The sequence below is a fragment of the Pseudomonas syringae genome, assembly GCF_001698815.1.
Classification (GTDB): domain Bacteria; phylum Pseudomonadota; class Gammaproteobacteria; order Pseudomonadales; family Pseudomonadaceae; genus Aquipseudomonas; species Aquipseudomonas syringae_A.
The window spans coordinates 536102-557998 of record NZ_LGSI01000068.1 but is presented as its reverse complement, the minus strand read 5'-3'; the positions used below and the strand labels follow the sequence as shown (position 1 = coordinate 557998).

At 59.0% G+C, this 21897-nt stretch carries 23 protein-coding genes and 2 pseudogenes; 12 read left to right on the top strand and 13 right to left on the bottom strand.

Annotated elements, in window-relative coordinates:
* Nucleotides 1-243: 243 nt before the first annotated feature.
* The 4 genes and pseudogenes from AFK24_RS31710 to AFK24_RS26085 all read left to right on the top strand — a co-directional run bounded on the left by AFK24_RS31710 (nucleotide 244) and on the right by AFK24_RS26085 (nucleotide 3604).
* Nucleotides 244-684 (top strand): DUF1963 domain-containing protein, encoded by a 441-nt coding sequence (locus AFK24_RS31710; RefSeq protein WP_430962175.1) that lies wholly within the window; start codon nucleotides 244-246, stop codon nucleotides 682-684.
* A 131-nt stretch (nucleotides 685-815) separates the two neighbouring features.
* Nucleotides 816-3025: pseudogene (locus tag AFK24_RS26095) on the top strand (ATP-binding protein); the annotation flags it as partial.
* Entirely contained in the window at nucleotides 3022-3402 is a 381-nt protein-coding gene (locus AFK24_RS26090) for a response regulator (RefSeq protein ID WP_065835971.1), read from the top strand. The pseudogene AFK24_RS26095 and the gene AFK24_RS26090, both read left to right, overlap by 4 nt.
* Complete coding sequence (locus AFK24_RS26085; RefSeq protein WP_430962182.1) at nucleotides 3389-3604, top strand: ribbon-helix-helix domain-containing protein; 216 nt, start codon at nucleotides 3389-3391, stop codon at nucleotides 3602-3604. The genes AFK24_RS26090 and AFK24_RS26085 overlap by 14 nt, the downstream gene beginning before the upstream one ends.
* 71 nt (nucleotides 3605-3675) lie before the next feature.
* Here the strand turns inward: AFK24_RS26085 and AFK24_RS26080 are convergent, their stop codons facing one another.
* The 13 genes and pseudogenes from AFK24_RS26080 to nifL all read right to left on the bottom strand — a co-directional run bounded on the left by AFK24_RS26080 (nucleotide 3676) and on the right by nifL (nucleotide 15229).
* Nucleotides 3676-3888, bottom strand: a complete 213-nt coding sequence (locus AFK24_RS26080) for a DUF6124 family protein (protein WP_065835969.1) — start codon at nucleotides 3886-3888, stop codon at nucleotides 3676-3678.
* Nucleotides 3889-4687: 799 nt separating this feature from the next.
* A pseudogene (locus AFK24_RS26075) lies at nucleotides 4688-5759 on the bottom strand (transposase); the annotation flags it as partial.
* Between the two features lie 505 nt (nucleotides 5760-6264).
* Nucleotides 6265-6396: a hypothetical protein gene (locus AFK24_RS31825; protein ID WP_276205004.1), complete on the bottom strand. Its 132-nt coding sequence runs from the start codon at nucleotides 6394-6396 to the stop codon at nucleotides 6265-6267.
* Nucleotides 6397-6519: 123 nt separating this feature from the next.
* Entirely contained in the window at nucleotides 6520-7533 is a 1014-nt protein-coding gene (locus AFK24_RS26070; protein WP_065835968.1) for an FAD:protein FMN transferase, read from the bottom strand.
* Between the two features lie 27 nt (nucleotides 7534-7560).
* Nucleotides 7561-7896 (bottom strand): Grx4 family monothiol glutaredoxin, encoded by a 336-nt coding sequence (gene grxD, locus AFK24_RS26065; protein WP_240500459.1) that lies wholly within the window; start codon nucleotides 7894-7896, stop codon nucleotides 7561-7563.
* A 25-nt stretch (nucleotides 7897-7921) separates the two neighbouring features.
* A complete protein-coding gene (locus tag AFK24_RS26060; protein WP_065835966.1) occupies nucleotides 7922-8281 on the bottom strand; it encodes a thiosulfate sulfurtransferase GlpE in 360 nt (119 codons plus the stop codon).
* A complete protein-coding gene (locus AFK24_RS26055) occupies nucleotides 8278-8799 on the bottom strand; it encodes a nitrogen fixation protein NifQ (RefSeq protein ID WP_080482309.1) in 522 nt (173 codons plus the stop codon). Before AFK24_RS26055 ends, AFK24_RS26060 begins: the two co-directional genes overlap by 4 nt.
* Before the next feature lie 71 nt (nucleotides 8800-8870).
* Entirely contained in the window at nucleotides 8871-9314 is a 444-nt protein-coding gene (locus AFK24_RS26050) for an ArsC/Spx/MgsR family protein (protein WP_065835965.1), read from the bottom strand.
* Nucleotides 9315-9324: 10 nt separating this feature from the next.
* Complete coding sequence (locus AFK24_RS26045) at nucleotides 9325-9603, bottom strand: 4Fe-4S binding protein (RefSeq protein ID WP_065835964.1); 279 nt, start codon at nucleotides 9601-9603, stop codon at nucleotides 9325-9327.
* 36 nt (nucleotides 9604-9639) lie between these two features.
* Nucleotides 9640-11154: a nitrogenase cofactor biosynthesis protein NifB gene (nifB, locus tag AFK24_RS26040; RefSeq protein WP_065835963.1), complete on the bottom strand. Its 1515-nt coding sequence runs from the start codon at nucleotides 11152-11154 to the stop codon at nucleotides 9640-9642.
* A gap of 178 nt (nucleotides 11155-11332) precedes the next feature.
* A complete protein-coding gene (locus AFK24_RS26035) occupies nucleotides 11333-12022 on the bottom strand; it encodes a thiopurine S-methyltransferase (RefSeq protein ID WP_065836007.1) in 690 nt (229 codons plus the stop codon).
* Nucleotides 12023-12083: 61 nt separating this feature from the next.
* Nucleotides 12084-13649 (bottom strand): nif-specific transcriptional activator NifA, encoded by a 1566-nt coding sequence (nifA, locus tag AFK24_RS26030; RefSeq protein WP_065835962.1) that lies wholly within the window; start codon nucleotides 13647-13649, stop codon nucleotides 12084-12086.
* Nucleotides 13650-13666: 17 nt separating this feature from the next.
* Nucleotides 13667-15229: a nitrogen fixation negative regulator NifL gene (gene nifL / locus AFK24_RS26025; RefSeq protein ID WP_065835961.1), complete on the bottom strand. Its 1563-nt coding sequence runs from the start codon at nucleotides 15227-15229 to the stop codon at nucleotides 13667-13669.
* Between the two features lie 445 nt (nucleotides 15230-15674).
* Between nifL and rsxA the strand changes: the two genes are divergently transcribed.
* From rsxA to AFK24_RS25985, 8 genes are all read left to right on the top strand, one after another.
* On the top strand, nucleotides 15675-16247 hold the full coding sequence (gene rsxA, locus AFK24_RS26020; RefSeq protein WP_065835960.1) for an electron transport complex subunit RsxA: 573 nt from the start codon (nucleotides 15675-15677) through the stop codon (nucleotides 16245-16247).
* A gap of 37 nt (nucleotides 16248-16284) precedes the next feature.
* Nucleotides 16285-16809 carry an RnfABCDGE type electron transport complex subunit B gene (locus tag AFK24_RS26015; protein ID WP_065835959.1) on the top strand — a complete coding sequence of 175 codons (525 nt, stop codon included), beginning with the start codon at nucleotides 16285-16287 and terminating at the stop codon, nucleotides 16807-16809.
* A 21-nt stretch (nucleotides 16810-16830) separates the two neighbouring features.
* Nucleotides 16831-18288, top strand: coding sequence for an electron transport complex subunit RsxC (gene rsxC, locus AFK24_RS26010; RefSeq protein WP_065835958.1), 1458 nt, complete (start codon nucleotides 16831-16833; stop codon nucleotides 18286-18288).
* Nucleotides 18285-19376, top strand: coding sequence for an RnfABCDGE type electron transport complex subunit D (locus AFK24_RS26005; protein WP_065835957.1), 1092 nt, complete (start codon nucleotides 18285-18287; stop codon nucleotides 19374-19376). The genes rsxC and AFK24_RS26005 overlap by 4 nt, the downstream gene beginning before the upstream one ends.
* The gene (gene rsxG / locus AFK24_RS26000) at nucleotides 19373-20050 is read left to right on the top strand and encodes an electron transport complex subunit RsxG (RefSeq protein ID WP_065835956.1); all 678 of its coding nucleotides are present in this window, start codon (nucleotides 19373-19375) and stop codon (nucleotides 20048-20050) included. The genes AFK24_RS26005 and rsxG overlap by 4 nt, the downstream gene beginning before the upstream one ends.
* On the top strand, nucleotides 20047-20772 hold the full coding sequence (locus AFK24_RS25995) for an electron transport complex subunit E (RefSeq protein WP_065835955.1): 726 nt from the start codon (nucleotides 20047-20049) through the stop codon (nucleotides 20770-20772). The genes rsxG and AFK24_RS25995 overlap by 4 nt, the downstream gene beginning before the upstream one ends.
* Nucleotides 20773-20821: 49 nt before the next feature.
* Nucleotides 20822-21088 (top strand): RnfH family protein, encoded by a 267-nt coding sequence (locus AFK24_RS25990; RefSeq protein WP_065835954.1) that lies wholly within the window; start codon nucleotides 20822-20824, stop codon nucleotides 21086-21088.
* A 79-nt stretch (nucleotides 21089-21167) separates the two neighbouring features.
* Nucleotides 21168-21896: a dinitrogenase iron-molybdenum cofactor biosynthesis protein gene (locus AFK24_RS25985; RefSeq protein ID WP_065835953.1), complete on the top strand. Its 729-nt coding sequence runs from the start codon at nucleotides 21168-21170 to the stop codon at nucleotides 21894-21896.
* Nucleotide 21897 lies beyond the last annotated feature (1 nt).

The window sequence follows — 21897 nt, the reverse complement described above, 5'->3', positions numbered from 1 at the left end:
AGGGGACTTGTCCCCGAGAGGCCAGCCCCGCCAATCTCAATCCACCCGACCCACCTTCATTGCCTGCGCCGACGCCTTCCCGGACAAGTCCGGTCCTACCGAGCCGATGCAAAACCGCTGAATCTCTATCAGGGATTTCTGAATGGCGAGTGTCATTCAGAAATAGAGTGATTAATGCCGAGTACGATGTACGGGAACTGCAACGCCAACAGCAGATACGTAAGTCACGCGAACGCAAAGCAATTGAGCTGGCCGAACTTGAAAGGCTGTAACCTGCACCAGTACCGCCGCCCCACAATCAACAGTGCACGGTCACTAAATCCATTGATGTGCCCAAGGGACACGCCTGTTATCCGCCAGGTCGCACGGTACCTTGAAGCGGAAATATGCGAGCTGGAGGACACTGGCAAAATAGAAAGTTTTGATGATCCAGTCCGCCACACCTACGACCACAAGATCGGTGGGTATCCTTCGTTATGCCAGTCGGGCATCGATTCAGGGGATGGTTTCGAATTCGTATTCCAGCTATCCAGCGATGCGGAAGTAAATTTGAATGTGATGGATTGTGGCAGCCTGATGTTTTGGAAGAACGGGCTCTCCGGCAAGAGGATCATGTACTGCAATTTTATTGAATATCCTGTTGAAGCCGGGGTGATGTTTGGTCCGGCTCAGTCACGATGTTAATCAGGCTTATACAGTCGAATGAATTGAATTTATTTCGTCTGGCTTTATTCTGAATGGTGTGGCCCTAACGCTCGTTCCGCTCCTCTCCATCCAATGCTCTAAAGAAGTCCCGCATGCTTCGATCTGCTGTTATGGGCGTGCGTTCATCGATGAGCATTTCGCTGCTGGACAACGGCGAGCTCTGGGGACTGATTGCCTGTGGTCATCCCGAGCCGCTGTTGGTTCCGCGTGAGTTTCGTGATGCCTGCACTCTGATCGGTCAGTTGTTGTCAGTGACAATCGCCTCGATTATCGCAACCCAGATCCAGCGAGAGCGAGAGGAGAAAGTCATCTTGCTCGGGGAGCTGGCATCGGCCATGAGCCGTGCGGACCGGGAAGTTCTGGATGGCCTGGTGAGTCGGCCCGAACTGCTTCAGTCGCTGACACTGGCCGACGGTGCCGCAGTGCTGATCGAGGATCGACTTCACCTGTTCGGAAACTGCCCGACTCAGGAGCAGGTGCGAGCGTTATATCTTTGGATTCGTGATGTCGGTCTGACGCAAAAAAAAACTGAAGGAGCGCGCCATGGGTCTTCTAGGCCTGGGCGTATTCCATTCCAACTCCATGCATCAGGAAAATCCCGCCAGCGCCGCCTATTGCGATGTGGCAAGCGGGGTTATCGCCTTCATATTGCCCAAGCCCATCGACAACGCCGTCATGTGGTTTCGTCCCCAGCTCACCTCTACGATGAACTGGAGCGGAAATCCGGCCCAGCACTTGAGCCCCGGTCCGGTCGGCTCCGCGAGCCATCGCCTGCACCCTTGGCAATCATTTGATATTTGGGAAGAGCAGGTCACCGGGATCGCGCAGCCTTGGTCGAGGGGAGATCTCTATGCGGCCGAGGATATTCGCCGTTCGGCACTGGAGCACGATCTGGAGCGCCAGGTACACCGCGAGCAGGAAGCGGTGCGCCTTCGTGACGAACTGGTGGCAGTGGTCTCCATGACCTGCGCAATCCAATGTCCATCATCATCATGCAATGCGGCATGCTGCAGCGCTGGGCGACCAGTGATGCTACCGTCGAAAACGGCCGCATTCGCGCGCGTTGGGGACCATTGAAAAAGCTACGACCCGCATAAGCAGCCTGTTGGAGAATTTACTCGGCACGGCGAAAATCGACTCTGGCCGTTATCAGCTGTCCTGCTTCCCGCTGACAGTCACCAGCCTGCTGGAAGAAGCCTGCAGCCTGCTCGTTACGCTGACAGCAGACAAAAACATTGAACTCAATTGCACTGCCGAGCCGGGCCTGGTGATCGACGCTGATCCCGAGCGAATCTTTCAGGTGCTCTCCAATCTGGTGGGCAACGCAATCAAGTTCACGCCGGAAGGCGGTCAGATCAATATTGCCGCGACCCGTATCGGGGACGATGTCCTGTTCCGCGTAAGCGACAATGGCATCGGAATACCCGGAGAACACCTGCCCTATATTTTCCAGCGCTACTGGTCCGTCAAGAAAGGCAATCCCAATGGCAATGGTCTGGGGCTCTACATTTTCCAAGGCATCATCGCAGCGCATGGCGGTCAGTTACGGGCGCAGAGCGGGCCGGGGCCGGGAAGCGTTTTCACTTTCAATCTGCGCGCTCACGAAGGGCCGACCATCGCTGGCGAGACGACGTTCCTGAAGCAGAGCGGCACTGCCCAGCGCCTGGCGCAGTCGATTTCCATCAGGCTGGAACGGCAACTGCGGGAGGATCGCATCTCGCGCGCGGCACTGCTCAACGAGCTGAATCATCGGGTAAAAAACACACTGGCGACCGTCCAGGCGATGGCGTCCCTCACTGCCAGCAGCTCTGACTCCCTGGCGTCGTTTCGCAAGAGTTTCGATGCGCGACTGTTTGCCTTGAGTCAGGCACATGACGCCCTCGCGAAGGCAGAATGGACATCCAGTCGGCTTGCGGATCTGATACTCCAGCTACAGGCCAAGGGTAGCGGGACAAATCAGATCACGTTCAAAGGCGATCAGGTTACGCTCGAGCCCAGAACCTCACTGACCCTTTCAATGGTGTTCCACGAATTGATGGCCAATGCGCTGCAGCATGGCGCCCTGACGTCGCCCAGCGGCCGCGTAACGATTACCGCCACTCTGAACCCGGCCGAAAACCCGCAGGCGTTGAAGATCGACTGGGTCGAAACGGGCGGTCCGCCGGTCACTGAGAGCGCGGTCAGAGGCTTTGGTTTTCGATTGATCCGCCGCAGCATCGAGGGCGAGCTAGGAGGCAAGGCAGAGGTGCATTTCTTAAGTTCAGGTCTGCATTATTCGATGCTCATTTCACGGTTTGAACCATCGGCAGGCGCAGTATGATTTCAGCTTTCGCATTGCCCCGGGTTTTCATTGTCGAAGACGAGACAATGCTGGCGATGCTGATCGAAGCAATGCTCGAAGACCTGGGTTTCACAACGGCGTTTCACGCCAGCACGCTCGCCGACGGCGTGAAGTACGCACTCACGGGGCAATTCGATCTGGCCATTCTCGACGTCAACATCATCGGCGGCACATCTTTCCCAATAGCCGCAGCGATTGCCGGGCGCGGCATACCTTTCGTGTTTTGTTCAGGGTACGGCCACGTTGGCATACCCGGGTTGTGGGCAGATCGGCATTGCATCGCGAAGCCTTTCAGCGAAGTGCAATTGGGTGAGGTATTGAGGGCGGTGCTTTTTGCAGGCATTGACTCGAAGTGAGCCGGGCATCGTGGCGGAAATCGATGCAGAGCGCTCCTCCAACGACAGCGAATATATCCGCGACCTGATCCGGCGTGAGCAGGAACGCAGTGCGGAACTCGAAGCTGTCCGCTTCGCGCTGATTGAGGGTGAATCCAGCGGAGAGCCTCGTCCATTCAGCGCTGATGACTTCAAGAAGAAGATGTTGACCGCGCATGGCTGAAAAATATTCTCACCAGGCGCGGTTCCGAGTTTTTTTCGAGGCTATTGCTGATCAGCTTGCTTTCATTGCGATTACCAAGACCCACATTCCGCTTGGGCGTGGATGAGCTGATCCAGCTTCCCGCGTGCCATTTCAATCAAATAAACAACCGAAAATGCATGGTCCCGCTGATTCCCTCGCAAGGCATCGGCGCTTTCATAAGCTGTCGCCTTGGCGCAGCGAAGTAATTCGTCGGTGTCGTTGATCAGCTGTTCAATGGTGTGGGTTTGTTCGTGATGAGTCATGGTTTGCTCCTAGAGTATTGGAGCTGCCAGAGGCCTTCCTACAGGCTTTGGGTGGCAGTTGTGCGCAGGGTAGGAATACCGGAACTCTAGGCATCCGGCCACGCCGAAGCGTGCCCACGCACAGCCGCCATATTGACTACACAAAACAGAATTGCAGTCGTAAAGCTTGGCACATGCATACCTAGATAGTTCCGGGTTCCTACGCCCAGGCCGCTGATTTGGCAGCGGCGAGCGCAAGGGTAGCGATGCGGGGGTTGGGCTGCAAGTGGGGGTAGCGTTTGACGGCGAGTTGTGGGCAGGCTTTGCTCGATCTTGATTCAGACGGGACTTGAGTTATACCTGCTCTGCGGACAGATTCCTGGAGACACAAAAAAAGCACCTGCTCAACGCGAGGTGCTTTTTTGTACTGCTGAATGTGGTGGGCCGGGATAATCTGAACCTGACTTTTATCTTATTGATTTTTATGGTTAATATTTTTGTTGTTTTTTAGTTGGAATACCAATTGGATACCTTGCGAAATTGCACTCCACTTGGCCGTTCGTTTGTATTCGGTCTGACAACCGTTCATATCCGCGTTAGCTGGAGTGCTCCGCATTCATGATGAGCTGCCGGGGCAACAGACAACTGGCAGTAATCGGCCGACTCTGTTGAAAAAGTCGAAATTTCAGACTGGAAGGCATCAAGGTTGGCCGTCACTTCAGAACCTGTGCACCACGTTGCGTGGTTTTTCGGTTCTACGTTGATCTTTGTAGCTTGGTCAGTGGGTTAATTTGAGGGTTTTTGCTGATTGCGGGCGTACCTATCCCGTGGTCGGTGGCCCTTGAGAGGTCAGTTTCGCTAATTTCCTTAGATTCTGTACCGCTGCCGCTAAGGTAAATTCGTCGTTTGCACCGGTCATGCCTCGTAGCCGCAATCGATCCAGCTTCAGGATTCGCTTGAGGTGCGCGAACAACATTTCGACCTTCTTGCGCTCATGGCGAGAGCACGCGTATTGCGGTGTCGTAGCGATCCGCCGCGCAACATCGCGCGCCGCTTCATGGACACTACGGGCGATTTTTCGGAACGAAGTGTTCGGGCAGCAGCGCGCTTTCATCGAGCATGTAGCGCAGTCGGTTTGTCGGGATCGAAAGATGATGGTGCCAGCTTTCGTGACATGTGAGCGCTGGTTCTTGAAGGCCCGCCACTCGCTACGCAGGGCGTGTCCGGTGGGACCGCGATACTCCTGCGTTTCTTCATTCCATTGAAAATCGCTGCTCGAGAGGCTGTCGTTCTTGCGTTCGGTTTTGTCCCAAACCGGCACATGAGGCTCAATGTTTTTTTGGTCCACCATCCAGGCCAGCATCGGTGCGGTTCCATAAGCGGTATCGCCGATGAGCCGATCCGGCTTGATGTCGAACTGTTCTTCGACCCGCTCAATCATGATCTTGGTGCTCTCGACCTCGGCAGTTCGATGCGCTGGCGTCGGCTCCACGTCCATGATCACGCCATGCTCGACATCAATCAGATAGTTCGTCGAGTAAGCGAAAAACGCTGGACCTCCTGGCGCAGCGGTCCAACGTGCAAGTGGATCGGTCAGCGACAGGCGCTTGGGCAGTGCTTCGGCCAAAGCCTCTTCATCCAGAGCTTCAAGGTACTCACGCACGGCGCGAGTACTCAGCGACGGATCGCTCCAGTTGACCTCTTCGTTGCCGGGTACGCCTCGTTGTCGACTGGCATCCGCTTTGACGACGCTGGCGTCCACAGCAAAACCTTCGCCTTGACCAGACCTGCGTCCATGCAGCGACGCAGCACCTCGTTGAACAGCCAGCGAAACAGCGAGCTGTCACGAAAACGACCGTGCCGATTCTTGGAAACGTAGAGTGATTGGGGAACGACGAAGCAAAGCGCATATACCATGAATGGGCTACTGGCTTCGTTAGGGCCACAACTCGCTACTACTGGGGTCGGAACATCCTCTTGCTCCTCGGCTTGCTGTGCTACATCTGCACCAAAGTTTGGGCAACCTATCAGTACTAAGTAGATGGTTCCGACAAAAGCAGCACCTACGTCCGATCTTCGTCAGCCGAGATAAATTTGAAGGAGTTTTCTCCGATAATTTGATCCCCGTTTCTCGGGACTTCGAACAGGGTGGGGGTCGATCTATGCAGGGCCAGGAAAAATAAGCTGGACCAACTTACACGGATTCGTCCGTTCTACCGGGGCTATCAAGACGACCGCGACCCATCGTGGTGCTTTGCTGAATGAGTGCGAAATAAGAACAGTTATCATCAGTGGGCGCCGCTACCCGGTCTGTGGTGGTGCTGGAGAGGTGTGCAGGAAGGATGGAGCGGATGCGAAGGTGCTACGAAGCCCGCTGATGCGTGCTGTAGAGGCGTCTCAAATGACGAGCTGATCGCATGTTGCGTTGACCTCGCTTTGAGTGATGCCGATGTACGCCATCGTGATTGCTGGACTGCTGTGGTTGAGCACCTTGGCAATCATTTCGATCTTAACGCCTGCCGCGTACATCACCCATCCTCGTGTCTTGTCCAGTGGTTTACGAAGCACCCAGCGTTTTAATTTTTCCCTTGGCGTAGTGACCCTTTACTGTGTCGTGTTGACTGCTGGTTCATTTGGCTGCTTTGAACCTCTTCACTGCGGGGCGCTCTGTTGCGCAAGTACTGCCGTGAACGCCGGTGTGCTGCGCGTGACGAAGCCTTGGGGTTCGCGAGTGATGAAGAAGGCGGCGATTTGGTGGTCGATGGCGTAGCGGTAGCCTTTGTCCGGGCCCAGAACTTCCAGCATCGTGGAGAGGCCGTCGGCGTGCAGTGCCGAAGGTGATACCACGGTGACCGATGCGAGGTTATGGGTGATGGGGGCGCCGCTATGGGGATCGAAGGTATGCGAGTAGCGTTTGCCATCGGTTTCGAAGTAGTTACGGTAGTCGCCTGAGGTGGACATGCCCAGGTTATCCAGTGCCAGTACCACCTGCGCTACCTGCGCGTCGTCGCGGGGGGCTTCGATCGCGATCCGCCAGGGGCTGCCATCGGGCTTGTGACCTCTGGCCTTGAGTTCGCCGGTGAATTCGACCAGATAGCTGTTGATGTCCAGGCTCTCGACCAGTTGGGCGGCCTGATCCACGGTATTACCGGCGGCGATGGAGTCGAAGTCCAGTTTGATATTGGCATCCTTGCACAGCTGCGTGCCGTCGATCCGCAAATGGCCGAAGCCGACTTGTTGGCGTACCTGAGCGATTTGTTCAGCGCTTGGCACCCGTTCGCCTTTTCCATGCGGGCCGAAGCCCCAGAGGTCCATCAATGGTTCGACGGTGAGGTCAAAAGAACCGTCGCTTTCCCTGGAGAGCTGGTCGCCGTAGCGCACCAGATCGAGCATGGTTTCAGGCAGTTGCATGCAGCTTTGTGCTGGGAGGTCGTTGAAACGCGAAACCAGTGAGTCTGCCCGATAGGTCGACATCTGCTCGTCGACCTGCGCCAGGAGTGCCTCGACCTTGGCCTGCACCTCGTCTGGAGCCGGACCGCCACTGCTGCGGACATACTTCACCGAGTAAGTGCTGCCCATGGTCGGGCCCCCGAAACTTTCTACCTTGTCACCACAGCCTGCCAGTAGCAGAGCCATGAGGACGAGCCCCGGCTTGAGTTGGCGCATGTCACCTCCGAATACTTGCACATTACCTCACAGGTCTGGCACTTCAGATTGGGCGCTGGCGGTCGCCAATAGCGTTACCAGGCTGCCATCGGCATGCATGGCAAGCACGATGTCGCTGCCGCCAACCAGTTCGCCATTGATGAAAAGCTGAGGGTAGGTGGGCCAGTTCGAAATTTTCGGCAGTTTCTCACGAATATGCGGGGCCGCCAGTACGTTCACGTAGGAGAACGGATGGCCGATTTCGCCGAGCGCTTTTATCGCCGCACGGGAAAAGCCGCACTCGGGATTTTCCGGTGTTCCTTTCATGTAAAGCATCACTGGGTTCTTGGCGAGCTGCTCGCGGATGCGTGCTTCAGTGTCCATTACCTGCATGGTGGTTTCTCCGTGATCAAGCCAAGGCGGCCGGTGAGATTGCTCTTTTCGATCTGGCCGACGGCATCGTGAGCAGTGGTCGCGATTTCCAGGCTTCGTAGCCACCGTCCAGGCTGTAGCAGGCGGTGAAGCCGAAGTCGGCGAACAGGCTTGCCATCTTCTGGCTGGCATTGCCGTGGTAGCAACTGATGATCAGCTGCATATCGCGGGGCAGGTTTTTCAGCAGGCCGCGCAGGGTCGGGTCGCTGAGGTGTAGGGCGCGTGGATCATGGCCCTGGCAATAGGCTTGCGCATCTCGCATGTCCAGCAGCATGACGTTATCTTCCCCGGCAAGCAGGGCTTGGGCTTGTTCTACGGTGATGCGCTTGGTGCTCATAGTTCTTCTCCAAAACAGTCCTGAAAGGTTGGGCAGATATTGCAACTGGGCGAGCGGCAGACATAACCGCCTTCCTGTTCGCACAATTGTTTGTAAAAAAACTTCTTCCAGCGCATGTCCAACACGTTGCGCATCGCCAGCAGCGGGAAGTTGTGCACCAGCAGCTCGCGCAGATCCAGGCGTGAAGCAAGCCCCAAGTCGCGCCACAGGTGGCTGCCTCCCATGCAGCCCGCCGCGACGATGCTGGCCATCCACACTTCATCGACCCCGCGTCCGCGACGGCCAGCGAGCAGCAAGCCCCGCAAGTCCTGCCATTCGTCGTTGCGCATCATCAGAAGCTCTTCGCGTAACTCGGCGCACTCGTGAGCCAATAACCCCAAGCCCTTGCTGGTCGCACCGGCCTGCTCGGGAAAGTGCTCACCAATCAATTGGGCGTATTCATCCTCGGCCAGACCCAAGTGAAACGGCAGGCAGCTTTGCCCGCTGCGTTGCGCCTGGATGATGCGCGCCAGCCACATGCGGTTGGCGCGCCGCTGGCTTGGTAACGGAGCCGCCTGGAGGGGCTCGATCCGGAGCGCCTGAGCGCCGTTCACGATGCATCTGCCATGGGCTGGCAGCCGTGATGCGAATGTTGACCGCGGCTACAGCTGTCGATAGCCGTGGGCAGCGTGGACAGCTTGCCGTTGCAGGGCAGCAAGGCATTGAGCGCGACCAGATCGAAGCCGACCATGAACTGTTCGCCGAAGCGGATCAGTGGGCGACGGATCAACAGCGGTCGTTCCAGCATCATTGCCAATGCTTGCTCGCGGGTCTGCTGGAGCGGATCAAGCTCGCCATATTTGATTGCCGGTGCCGACGGGTTGAACCACTCGGCAACCGGCTTGCTGCCGAAAAACGGCAGCAGGCTTTCTCGCGTCCAGGGTTCGTCAAGCAGGTTGCGCACTTCCAGTTCCAGGCCCTTGGAACGCAGCAACTCCTTCTGCAACCTATTGGTGGCGCAGCCGGGTTTTTCGTAGAAGACGATACAAGACATAGTCCTTTCCTCAACGAGCCTGAATTTCACGCATGGCTTGCGCCAGACGCTCCGGTGGAATTCCCGTCAGGGAACCCGGCGGGTTGGCCGGGCTGCCGTCGGCGAGCAGAATGGCACCCTCGACCGGGCAGATACTTGCGCACTGCTGCTCGCTAAAGTCGCCATCGCACTCGGTACACTTCTGCGCGCTGATCGTGAACTGGGTGGTGCCCGACGAAATCGCCTCGCTCGGGCAAACATCCAGACAGGCCCAGCAGTTGACACAGGACTCGACAATCTTCAGTGCCATTTTGCACCTCCCTAAACGTTGATCCATAGACCTGGGTCAGGCATTGGCTCGCAGTTGTGGTGTTTGTGTCTCCAGCCGCCCGCTGGCGATCATTTCCTGGTAAACCGCCATAACCGCTTCCTCGATGGGCTCCATCGCGTGTTCGCCGTTAGGTTGAATGCCTGCCGCTTCCAGATCGCCCCAAGGCTCGAAACCGATCTTCGAGCAGAGCACCGCTTCGCAGCCCTTGAGCGCGCGGATGCTGCCGGACAGCGCGGACTCTTTCTCTCCGCAACTGTCATCGCCCACGCAATATTGGTCGACCTTGCGGTGGCCGATGAAACGCACCCCGGCGGGCGAAGCTTCATACACCAGAAACTCAGTGGCATGGCCGTAATGCTGGTTGATCAGACCGCCGCCACTGGTGGCTACGGCCATCAGCACGGGGCGATGGTGCCTGGCGGTTTCGTCGGTGGCGGTGGCGTTGACCGATATGTTCGCCAGACGCGCTTTTTTCGTGGCTTTCTCGTCCAGCTCTTCTTTGATCGCTGCGTGGATCACTGCGCGTTTGACCATGGCGGCTTCGTAGTCGATTTCCATCTCGTCGATCTTGTCGAGGGTGAATTCGTCACCGCGATCCTCGCCCAGCAGGCCGACCGCATCGGCGCGACACTGACGGCAATGGCGCATCATGTTCATGTCGCCGGAGCAGGCGTCCTGCAAATCTTGAAGCTCTTCGGGCTCGGGGCTGCGCTGGCCCATTACACCGTAGAAGGTGCCGTGTTCGGCCTCGGCGATCAGCGGCATGACGTTGTGCAGGAAGGCACCTTTGGCCTTGACCACGCGGCTGACTTCTTTGAGGTGCTCGTCGTTGACGCCAGGGATCAGCACCGAGTTGACCTTGACCAGAATGCCGCGTGCCACCAGCATCTCCAGACCTTTCTGCTGGCGTTCGATGAGGATCTTCGCCGCCTTCTTGCCGCGGATGCGTTTGTTGTTCCAGAAGATCCACGGGTAGATCTTGGCGCCGATCTCCGGGTCCACGCAGTTGATGGTGATGGTCACATGGTCGATGTTGTATTTGGCCAGTTCATCCACGGCATCCGGCAGCGCCAGCCCGTTGGTGGACACACACAGTTTGATGTCCGGTGCTTGCTCGCTGAGCATGCGGAAGGTCTCGAAAGTACGCTCCAGGTTGGCCAGCGGATCGCCGGGGCCAGCGATACCCAGTACGGTCATCTGCGGGATGGTCGCAGCCACCGCCTTGACCTTTTTCACCGCCTGGATCGGGTCAAGCACTTCCGACACGACGCCTGGGCGTGATTCGTTGGCGCAGTCGTACTTGCGGTTGCAGTAATGGCATTGGATGTTGCAGGCCGGTGCCACCGCCACATGCATACGGGCGAAGTAGTGGTGAGCTTCTTCGGAGTAGCAAGGATGGTTTTGTACCCTCTCACGGATGTCATCCGAAAGATGGTTGAGCTGATCGTCCGTACTGCCGCAAGAGCCGGAGGAACATCCCCCCGCACTGTGCTGCGTCGATTCGTCTTGCCCAAGTATGCTCAGTTCCATGGTCGATCCCCATTGCAGAGAGAGTCTGTGGAGTAATACTGAGCAAGCCCCGTGCCGCTTTATTAACTATTTGATTTACAGGAATTTTTTCCTTATGTTGGCTGCGGATTTTGTTTGGCAGCTAACAAAGCGCACGGCCCATTCAGAGGAACTGTAAGACAAACGACAAACAGCGCTTTCAGGTTTTCGCAGCGTCAACGACGGATTTGCCGGTGAGTTGGTACACCTTATATTCAGCGCGGGTCGGGGCGGTTTGCGGTGCCTGCGGGTCGTTCTCGAACAGGCTTTCGACATGGGCCAGATTGATCTCGAAATCGGCCCGATACAACGCGGCCAGTTCCTGATCCACGCCCATGGCTTGTTGCAGGGTGTCGCTTGCTTCGGCGTCTTCGATGGTCAGCAGAAACACATTGGCGCTGGCCGGTACGATCCGCCGCAAATGCGTGACATAGCGTTGGCGCAGCTCCATCGGCAGCGCCGTGAGGGCCGCGCGGTCGTATACCGTGTCAATGTCCCCGAGGTCGGCCGACGTCAGAGCAAAGTAGTCGCCGCACAGAATGCTGATTCGCCCATGTTGCCAGCGGGTGAATTGGCCTTCTTGGGTACGTGTGGGATGCAGCTGGTTTTCCCGAAAGAATGCCCGCGTCGCCAACGGGCTCAACTCGACACCGATCACCTCGTGGCCCTGCTCGGCGAGCCAGAGCATGTCCAGGCTTTTACCGCACAAAGGCACAAAAACCAGGCAGCCGGGCTCAAGCCCCAAGGCAGGCCAGAAGCGCGACAGCAAGGGGTTGACAGCGATTTGATGAAAGTCAGTTGTACGCTTGCGCCACAGTTCCAGCCACAGGTTGTTGTCGCGGCCGGTCATAAACAGCCAATGGCCACGCGACTGCAAGCAGGCGCGGGCAACAGGGCAGCAGCAAGGGCCTTCATATCTTGCGCATATGGATGTTCAACGTCTGGATGCGGTACGCGATCTGTCGTGGTGTCATGCCCAGCAGGCGCGCAGCCTTGGCCTGAACCCAGCCGGCTTGCTCCAGCGCGGCGATGACTTTTTCACGGTCGTCCAGGTTGTCATCGGCCAGGTTCACCTCCGGCAGTGGCGTCAGTGGCAGGGAGTCGTTATCCAGGCCGGTCAGCGATACCACGTCACGAGTGATGCTGCCGTTCTCGCTCATGATCGAGGAACGTTCCAGACAGTTCTCCAGCTCTCGCACATTGCCCGGCCAGCGATGGCTGACCAGCAGGCGGACAGCGCTGTCGGTCAGGGTCAGTTTGCGGCCCTGCTGGCGGCCAATTTTTTCGGCGAGAAACTCAGCCAGTTCGGGAATGTCGGCGGTACGTTCACGCAGCGGTGGCACGCGGATGGCCATGACGTTCAGGCGATAGTAGAGGTCTTCGCGAAACCGGCCCTTTTCCACCTCGCTTTCCAGGTCGCGGTTGGTGGCTGCAACGATTCGTACATTGACCTTGACCGTCTGGGTGCCGCCGACCCGCTCCAGTTCTCCTTCCTGCAATACGCGCAGCAGCTTGGCCTGGAACATCGGTGAGATTTCGCCAATTTCGTCGAGGAACAGCGTGCCGCCATCGGCCTGTTCGAAGCGCCCCTTGCGTTGTTTTACCGCGCCGGTGAACGAGCCTTTCTCGTGGCCGAACAGCTCTGACTCCAGCAGTGTTTCCGGCAGCGCGGCGCAGTTCAGGCGGATCAGCGGGCGATGCGCGCGCGGCGAGTTGTAATGGATGGCACTGGCGATCAGCTCCTTGCCGGTGCCCGATTCACCGAGGATCAGCACCGTGCTGTCCCATTTCGCGACCCGACGCACTTGATCGAATACCCGGCGCATGGTCGTGGTGTGGCCGACCACCATGTTCTCGAAACCGTATTTGGCGCGAACCTCGCGGCGCAGTTCATCACGCTCATTCTTGACTTCGTGGCCGTTCTCGATGTTCACCACCAGGCGCACGGTTTGCGACAGCAGGTTTGCGACGGTTTCCACAAAGCGCGTGCGTTCGGCCATCAAGTCGTCGGCGCGGCTGTCGGGCTGCGCGGCAAGCACGCCGATGATATTGCCCTCATGGGACTTGATCGGCACGGCAATAAAAGGCATTTCAAGATCATAGAGCGCCAGACGGTCAAGGAAGCGCGGGTCCGAGGATATGCGCCCCAATACCACGCTGTTGCCATGTTTGAAGATATTGCCGATGACGCCTTCGCCAACCCGGTAGCGCACGTTCTCGCAAGCACGTATCACATCTTGCGAGTCGCTGTGGATGGCACCGACCAGCACCGAACCGTTGGCCGGGTCGGAAATCAAAATCAGCCCGTGCAACAGGCCGAGGTCGTTGTGCATGACGGCGAGAATCTTGGCCAGGACTTCCTCGATCTGCTGTTCTCGGGAAATGATCCGGGCAATCCCTGACAGAGCTTGTAATTGTCCGTCGTACAGCTCGATTCGGGTTGGCATGACAGGGCGTTGGGCTAACGACGAACTCATAGGGTGTCCTCCGCTGATCAGCTGGCTGCCGAGAAAGGCAGTTCGACTATCACCCGGCAGCCGTCGTGATACTGGCTGTCGATATGCACGACCCCTGCGTGTTCGGTCACGATTTCCTGGACCACCGCCAGGCCCATGCCGCGCCCCGCCTTGTGCGGCGGCTTGGTGCTGAAGAACGGCTGGAAGACTTTGAGCATCAGTTCCGGCGGAATGCCAGGTCCGCTGTCGTTGATCTCCATGCGCACCACCTGCTGGTTCTCCACGCGGGTACTGATGAACAGCTCGCGGCGCACGATCTGGTTCTGGCTCATGGCGTCGATGGAGTTTTCGATCAACTGCTTGATCATGCTGCGCAGCCGGCTTTCGGCACCCAGCACCCAAGGCAGACGCATCGCAGGCTGCCAGTCGATAATGATGCCCTGGCCGAGCAGGCTGTCGGTGCACAGGGTGATGACTTCGCGAATCAACTGGTTGATGTTCACCGGCAGCTTGGCTTCGGCCATGCGTACCGGGATCGAGCCACTGAGGCTTTCCAGTGCTTCCATGCCGGCCGCGCTCGCATCGAGCATGGCCTTGAGCACGGCGTCGTTCTCGGCCTTGTCGCCCAGGCGGCGTTCGAGCATGTGCGCGGCGGCGCTGATCAGGTTGACCGGCCCTTGCAGACGATGGATCGCGCCGTTGAACGTCTCGCGCATACCGTTGAGCAGTTCTTCCTCGGCCATCAGCGCCTTCAGGGCATTGAGTTGCGAGTCCTGCTGTTTCTGCCGAAGCTCGGAAATGTCGTTGAGGGTCAGCAATAGATAGCGATCCTCACCGGGGGCGAAAAACACGTCGGCGCGTTCGTCCTCGATATGGATCGCCATGCCGTGGCAGGACAGCCAGCGTGGCGAGTAGCCGCCGAGGTCGAAGGAGATTTCCTTGCCGCCGAACGCCTTGTCATGTTGTTCCAGGTCATTGAACGGGCCGGGCAGGTTATCGCGCAGCAGCGTCACCAGGCTTTCGGCCGAACCGTCGGAGGTCAACTCGCGCGACAGTCGGCAGAAGCTGGGGTTTGACAGCAACACTTGATGCTCGCGATCGACCACGGCCATCGCCGCAGGCGCCGCATTCACCACCGCGTCGATCATCAGGCGCTGATTGCTGACGCGTTGCTCCAGTTCATGCAGGTCGCTGGTGTCGCGATGCATGCCGATGTAATAGATGGTTTCGCCATGCTCGTCGAGCACTGGCGCGACGGTCAGTTCAGCGAGGTACTGGCTGTCGTCTTTGCGGCGGTTGACGAGCACTCCGGACCACGGTTTTTTTTGCGCCAGTCGACTCCACAGCGCTTGGTAGACCAGTCGCGGGGTCGTACCGCTGGACAGCGCCGACTCATTCTTGCCCAGCACTTCGGCGCGAGAGTAGCCGGTGGTGCTGCTGAATGCGCGGTTGGCATAAAGGATATTGGCGCGCAGGTCAGTGATCGAAATGGCGACAGGGGCGTGCTCCACCGCCTGTTGGAATACCTCCGGCAACAGTTCGGAATCAATCGTGGTGGAGTTCGGCGTTTTACTGCCTGGGATTTGCGTGGCCTGGGTCATGCGCTTTGCCTCGTCTAATGAGGGATACCCGCGAACTGGAAATGCAGCAGAACCATTTGAATGGTTCTACATAGATAGGGCCGCTTGGACTACAAGTTGGTGCAAACCCTGTGCCGCTGGGCAAAAAACCCGACAGCGCGCGGGTTTACTGCATAACAACGCCATACAGAAGCCGGTTTGCCTGCGTAGCGGGATTTTCTTGTACGTAAGCTCACAGAGGCTGGGCTGTGGCCGGACTTCTCTGTCGTAAAACCTACACGCCCCCCCGGACGCGTCTATGGGTTGCCCGTGTTTTCTGGGTTTGAATTGATCTGGATCAGGTTTTTCCGGCTCCTGGGGGCTCAACGGGCAGCTACGAGGTATCTGGCATAGTTGATGCAAAAAACGCCCTCAGCACTCGACGTCCATGGCGGGCACGGGGATCGGATTCAAAAGGTGGGCGTTTATGGATTACATGCTGTTTTTGCTCGGCACCGTGTTGGTTAATAACGTGGTGCTGGTTCGCTTCCTCGGTCTGTGCCCGTTCATGGGTGTGTCCGGCAAGCTGGAGCCATCCCTGGGAATGGGCGTGGCGACGACCATCGTGATCACGCTGGGGGGCATTTCCAGTTGGCTGGTCGAACACATGGTGTTGCAACCGCTGGGTATCGGCTTCCTGCGCATCCTGGCTTACATCGTGATTATTGCGGCCCTGGTCCAGTTGATCGAAACGGCGCTGCGCAAGACCAGCCCCAAGCTCTACCGATCACTGGGCATTTACCTGCCGCTGATCACCACTAACTGTGCCGTGCTCGGCGTGCCACTGATCAGCGTGCGCGAAGGCCATACGCTGGTTCAGGCGGGGCTGTTCGCCTTCGGTTCGTCGGTCGGCTTTTCTCTGGTGATGATCATCTTCGCCGGGCTGCGCGAGCGGCTGAATGTGGCCACCGTGCCGGTGTCCTTCAGCGGTCCGCCGATTGCCTTTGTCACCGGTGGCATGTTGGCGCTGATTTTTATGGGTTTTGGCGGCCTGGTCTGATAACGATCCCCGGCCATTGCCGGGCAGGGAGGTGGATATGTTGATAGCGACAGCGGTATTGGCGTTGATGGGTGTATTGCTGGGCAGCGGCTTGGGTGTAGCTGCACGAATTTTCGCGGTGAGTGATGAAGACCCTCTGCTCAAGGAAGTCCTGGAACTGATGCCCGGCAGCCAGTGTGGGCAATGCGGTTTTCCCGGTTGCACCGCGGCGGCCAGCGCGATGGTAGAGGGGCGCGCCAGCGTTACCAGTTGCCCTCCCGGCGGCATGGCCCTGGCGCAAAAACTCTCGGAACTGCTCGGTGTGGGGCTGGACCCCGGAACAATGAGCGCGCCGTTATTGGCGCACATAGATGCCGCACAGTGCACCGGCTGCACCCGCTGCTACCGGGCCTGCCCGACCGACGCCATCGTTGGCGCCAACGGGCAGGTCCACAACGTATTGCAGAGTGTCTGCACCGGCTGCGGCAAGTGCAAAACGGCCTGCCCGGAAGATTGCGTTTCCCTTAATCCGCAGGGCCTGTCCCTGGATAGCTGGCAGTGGGCAAAACCCCAGATCGCCTGAGCCGATTCACGGAGCTTCCCCATGTTCAATTTCGCCCGTATACGCGGTGGTATCCACCCTTCGCCGAACAAGGAACGGTCAACGTTGCTGCCCATCGGCGAAGTGCCGCTGCCGCAGCGGCTGTACCTGCCGCTGCGTCAACATGCCGGTGCCGAATGCCTGCCGTTGGTTCAGGTCGGTGATCTGGTGCTCAAGGGTCAGTTGCTTGCCAGCTCGCCGTCCGAGCTGTCGGCGCCAGTGCATGCACCCAGCTCCGGGCGCATTGTCGAGATCGGCCCGATTGACGCACCGCACCCCTCGGGCCTGGTCACCAACGGCATCGTCCTTGAGTGTGACGGCGAAGACCGCTGGGTGACGCTGGATGTGCCAGCCGACCCGTTCGACGAAGACCCCACGGTACTGGCTGACCGCGTGGCGGCGGCCGGTATCGTCGGCCTCGGCGGCGCTATTTTCCCGGCAGCGGTCAAGCTCAAGCAGGGCGCGAAACACGAAATCAAGACGGTGCTGATCAACGGCAGCGAGTGCGAGCCGTACCTCACCACCGACGACATGCTGATGCGCGAACGGGCCGATGCCATCGTTGAAGGTGCGCGACTGGTCCAGCACATCCTGCGTGCCTACAACATTGTTATCGCCATCGAGGACAACAAGCCCGAAGCGTTGGCAGCCATGCGCGAGGCCAGCAAGGAGCACGGGGCCATTGAGGTGGTCGCGGTTCCGGCGCTCTATCCGATGGGTTCGGCCAAACAGTTGATTCAGGAAATTACCGGGCGCGAAGTACCGGCAGAAGGGCGCAGCACCTCGGTCGGGGTGTTGGTGCATAACGTCGGCACGGTCTACGCCATCCAGCAGGCGCTACGTTTCGGTCGGCCGTTGATATCCCGTGTCGTTACGGTGGCCGGTGGTTGTGTGGCCACCCCGCGCAATCTGGAAGTCAGGATCGGCACCCCGGTGCAAACGCTTCTGGATGCGTGCGGCGGGCTCACCCATCAGCCACAACGCCTGTTGCTCGGCGGGCCGATGATGGGCGCGCTGTTGCCGTCCAGTCAGGTGCCGGTGATCAAAGGCGCCACCGGCGTGCTGGCGCTGGATCGCCATGAAGTGCCGCACGACGAAGCCGAACCCTGCATTCGTTGCGCACGCTGCATGGACGCCTGTCCGATGGGTCTGATGCCGCTGGAAATGGCGGCCCACACCCGCGTCGATGACTTCGAACGGGCCAACGACTTTGGCCTGCGCGATTGCATCCTGTGTGGCTGCTGCTCCTACGTCTGCCCGTCGCATATCCCGCTTGTGCAGTATTTCCAATACGCCATGGGCAAACATGACGAGCAGCGCAATGCCGCGCGCAAGAACGACTACATCAAGCAGGCGACCGATGCTCGTGCGCAGCGCCTGGCCGAGGAAGCTGCGCTCAAGGCCGCAGCCAAGAAGAACCGCGCCAAGCCGGTGACGGCCAATGAGGAGGTGCAACCATGAGCATCGCATCCAGTCCGTTCGCCCATGATCGTTCGTCGGTCCGCCGCATCATGGTGCATGTCTGCCTGGCTTTGTTGCCGGCGACCTTCTTTGGCTGCTACCTGTTTGGCTGGCCCGCGATCAACCTTTGGGTGGTCACCACAGCCAGCGCGGTGCTCTGCGAGTCGATGTGCCTGCGCTTCCTCAAACAGCCGCAACGGCGCCTGCTGGACAGCTCGGCATTAGTCACCGGATGGCTGCTGGCGTTGACACTGCCGCCGTGGGCACCTTGGTGGATCGGCGTAGGTGGCAGCTTTTTCGCCGTTGGCCTGGGTAAGCAGGTCTACGGTGGCATCGGCCAGAACCCGTTCAACCCGGCGATGGCGGCGCGAGTCGCTTTGCTGATTTCCTTCCCGCTGCAAATGACCCACTGGGCACTGCCGCACTCGTTGTGGGCGATTGGCTCGCCGGATTTCCTCGAAGGGCTGCGCATTACGTTTGCCGGCGCGCCGCAAGCGGATGGTGTCTCCGGCGCCACTGCGCTGGGTAACCTCAAGACCCAGTTGACGTTGCACCGCAGCGCCGTCGACATTCTGGCCAGTGACTTCTCTCTGCTACCGGCGTTTCTCGGGCATAGCGGCGGCAGCCTGGGCGAAACCTCCGAAATGCTGCTGCTGGTCGGTGGCTTGTGGTTGCTGGCGTTGCGCATCATCCACTGGGAAATCCCCGTGACCATGCTGCTAAGCGTGGCGCTGCTCGCGGCGCTGGCTCACCAGCTCGAACCGTTGCGCTACCCCGGCGCGCTGTTTCACCTGAGTTCGGGCGGGCTGATGATGGGCGCGCTGTTCATCGCCACCGATCCGGTCACCTCGCCGGTCGGTCGCACGGGGCGCTTGATCTTCGGCGTCGGTAGCGGCGTGCTGATCTATGTCATCCGCACCTGGGGGAGTTTTCCCGAGGCGGTGGCCTTCGCCGTACTGTTCATGAACGCCCTCACTCCGCTGATCGATCGCTACTGTCGGCCGCGGGTCTACGGTCGAAACGTGCGTGGAAAACCGTTGGTGGCAGCCAGTTGGACCCGGCAAACCAAAGAGGTGGACAAGGTATGAGCAGTGAAAGAATCGAGTCGGACAGCCTGCCGCCGCCGACACCGCCCTCGCTGTTCGAACGCTGGCGCGCCAAGCTGGCCTACCAGAGCGTATCGCTCGGCGTGGTCTGTGCCTTGGTGGCCTTTGCGCTGCTGCTGAGCGACTTCTACACCCGCGATGGTATCGCCCGGCAACAACAGAATGATCAGCTCACGGTGTTACGCCAGGTACTGCCCGCCAAGCTGTATGACAACAACCCGCTGGGCGATGCCTTCCACGTCACCGATACCGTATTGGGTGACGTGGAGGTCTATCCGGCGCGGCTGGCCGGTCAACTCACGGCCATCGCCTTTCGCGTCCGCACCATCGGCTATGGCGGGCCGATCGTGCAACTGATCGCTGTGGACAGCTCGGGCAAAATCCTTGGTGTGCGTGTGCTTACCCACAAGGAAACCCCCGGTCTGGCGGATAAAATCGACATTGCCAAGAGTGACTGGATCACCCGTTTCAACGGCTTGTCGTTGACCAATATCCCGATCAAAGCCTGGGCCGTGAAGAAGGACGGTGGCCAGTTCGACCAGTTCAGTGGCGCCACCATTACCCCGCGGGCGGTGGTCAAGGGCATCCTCCAGGCGTTGCAGTTCCAGGCGCGCCACGTCGAAAGTCTTGAGCAGAAACAGGAGTCACAACCATGAGTAGCCAATGTTCCCCCACTGTCCCGAGCAGCAGCTCTGCCGAGCACGTCCCGACCTGGCGTTTCTTCACAGGCGCGCTCTGGGATTACAACGTAACGCTGGTGCAGATCCTTGCGCTGTGTCCGGTACTGGCGGTCACCTCGACCGCGACCAACGGGCTGGGCATGGGGCTGGCGACGACCGCCGTGTTGATCTGCACCAACGCGATCATCTCGCTGATGCGCCATACCATTTCCCCGGAAGTGCGTAACCCGCTGATGATCGGCATCATCGCGGGCGTGGTGACGATCATCGACATGGCCATGAACGCCTGGGTGCATGAACTGTACAAGGTGCTCGGGCTGTTCATCGCGCTGATCGTCACCAATTGCGCCGTGCTGGGTCGGGCCGAGTCGTTCTGCCTCAAGCATCCGCTGATCCCGTCGATCCTCGATGGCGCCGGTATTGGTCTGGGGTTTACCTGGTTCCTGACGCTGGTCGGCGGCATTCGCGAAATCATCGGCAGCGGTACGCTGTTCTCCCAGGCTTCGTTGCTGCTCGGGCCGCATTTCCACTGGATGGAAATCACGGTGATACCGAATTATTCAGGCGTGTTGCTGGCCGTATTGCCACCGGGGGCGTTCATCGTCCTGGGCTTTTTGTTGGCGGGCAAACGCATCCTCGACCGCCGTCGTTCCGAGCGGCGTATCAAGACCCACGGCGAGCTGGTGGTTTTGCAATGAACCGCTCTGCAATGAGTCCTTCTGCAATGACCCACTCTGGAGGCACACCATGAAAGTCGCCGTCGTGTATGCCGCGCCCACCCAGCCGTTGCTGCTGACCTGTCAAGTCGGCGACGGCAGCACGGTAGAGCAGGCCATAGAAAAATCCGGATTGTTGCGCTGCTGCCCGGAAATCGACCTGCGCACACAAAAGGTCGGTGTGTTCGGCAAGTTCGTGAAGCTCAATAGCCCGTTGAAGGAAGGCGACCGCGTGGAGATCTACCAGCGCATCACGCGGGTGCTCGATGACGACGATGAGGATGATGACGACGAATGAATGATCGGCGACGAGGAGGGCAGCGTGGCCCTTCGAGCGCCTTATTGCATTGCGCCAACAGACCCTAGGAGGCCTGAAAATGAATACTCCCGTGAACATGAGCCGTGAAACCGCTTTACGTATCGCCCTGGCCGCCAGGGCCATGCCCGGCGTCGGTGTCGGCAAGTTGCTGGAAGTGCTGCACCAGCGCATCGAAGGTGAACTCAGCGAGCAAAGCCTGCAAACCATCACCGTGACCGACATCAAGATCGGCCTAGGCATCATCGATGGCGACGAGGATGGCGAAGACATTGGCACCGGCCTGGATCTGCCCGCCATGAAAGACGCGGTGCGCATTCTTTGGGGCGAAACCCTGTCTGAAGACATGCCAGTGCCGGTGCAACTGGAGAGCATGCCGCCGGACACCATCCGCGTCGCCGTCGCCTCCAACAACGGTGAACGGCTGGACGGCCACTTTGGCTCGTGCCTGCGCTTTCTGGTCTACCAGGTGGGTCTGGACAGCACGGTACTGGTCGACATCCGTTCCGCGCTCGAAGCGGAATACGCCGAGGACAAGAACGCCTACCGCACCGAGCTGATCAAGGATTGTCAGGTGCTCTACATAGTCTCCATCGGCGGCCCGGCAGCAGCCAAAGTGGTCAAGGGTGGCATCTACCCGATGAAGACGGTCGACGGTGGTTTCGCGCGGGACGTCATCGCCCAACTGCAAACCGTAATGAGCAACTCGCCACCCCCATGGCTGGCCAAGTTACTGGGTGTCGCAGCTGAGCAGCGCGTGCGTTTTGCCCTGTCGGATGAGGTGGCGTGAG

Coding starts and splice junctions, on each gene's coding strand:
- AFK24_RS26090 (WP_065835971.1), top strand. CDS start 3,022: ATGATTTCAGCTTTCGCATTGCCCCGGGTTTTCATTGTCGAAGACGAG.
- AFK24_RS26080 (WP_065835969.1), bottom strand. CDS start 3,888: ATGACTCATCACGAACAAACCCACACCATTGAACAGCTGATCAACGAC.
- AFK24_RS31825 (WP_276205004.1), bottom strand. CDS start 6,396: ATGTACGCGGCAGGCGTTAAGATCGAAATGATTGCCAAGGTGCTCAAC.
- AFK24_RS26070 (WP_065835968.1), bottom strand. CDS start 7,533: ATGCGCCAACTCAAGCCGGGGCTCGTCCTCATGGCTCTGCTACTGGCA.
- grxD (WP_240500459.1), bottom strand. CDS start 7,896: ATGGACACTGAAGCACGCATCCGCGAGCAGCTCGCCAAGAACCCAGTG.
- AFK24_RS26060 (WP_065835966.1), bottom strand. CDS start 8,281: ATGAGCACCAAGCGCATCACCGTAGAACAAGCCCAAGCCCTGCTTGCC.
- AFK24_RS26055 (WP_080482309.1), bottom strand. CDS start 8,799: ATGTGGCTGGCGCGCATCATCCAGGCGCAACGCAGCGGGCAAAGCTGC.
- AFK24_RS26050 (WP_065835965.1), bottom strand. CDS start 9,314: ATGTCTTGTATCGTCTTCTACGAAAAACCCGGCTGCGCCACCAATAGG.
- AFK24_RS26045 (WP_065835964.1), bottom strand. CDS start 9,603: ATGGCACTGAAGATTGTCGAGTCCTGTGTCAACTGCTGGGCCTGTCTG.
- nifB (WP_065835963.1), bottom strand. CDS start 11,154: ATGGAACTGAGCATACTTGGGCAAGACGAATCGACGCAGCACAGTGCG.
- AFK24_RS26035 (WP_065836007.1), bottom strand. CDS start 12,022: ATGACCGGCCGCGACAACAACCTGTGGCTGGAACTGTGGCGCAAGCGT.
- nifA (WP_065835962.1), bottom strand. CDS start 13,649: ATGAGTTCGTCGTTAGCCCAACGCCCTGTCATGCCAACCCGAATCGAG.
- nifL (WP_065835961.1), bottom strand. CDS start 15,229: ATGACCCAGGCCACGCAAATCCCAGGCAGTAAAACGCCGAACTCCACC.
- rsxA (WP_065835960.1), top strand. CDS start 15,675: ATGGATTACATGCTGTTTTTGCTCGGCACCGTGTTGGTTAATAACGTG.
- AFK24_RS26015 (WP_065835959.1), top strand. CDS start 16,285: ATGTTGATAGCGACAGCGGTATTGGCGTTGATGGGTGTATTGCTGGGC.
- rsxC (WP_065835958.1), top strand. CDS start 16,831: ATGTTCAATTTCGCCCGTATACGCGGTGGTATCCACCCTTCGCCGAAC.
- AFK24_RS26005 (WP_065835957.1), top strand. CDS start 18,285: ATGAGCATCGCATCCAGTCCGTTCGCCCATGATCGTTCGTCGGTCCGC.
- rsxG (WP_065835956.1), top strand. CDS start 19,373: ATGAGCAGTGAAAGAATCGAGTCGGACAGCCTGCCGCCGCCGACACCG.
- AFK24_RS25995 (WP_065835955.1), top strand. CDS start 20,047: ATGAGTAGCCAATGTTCCCCCACTGTCCCGAGCAGCAGCTCTGCCGAG.
- AFK24_RS25990 (WP_065835954.1), top strand. CDS start 20,822: ATGAAAGTCGCCGTCGTGTATGCCGCGCCCACCCAGCCGTTGCTGCTG.
- AFK24_RS25985 (WP_065835953.1), top strand. CDS start 21,168: ATGAATACTCCCGTGAACATGAGCCGTGAAACCGCTTTACGTATCGCC.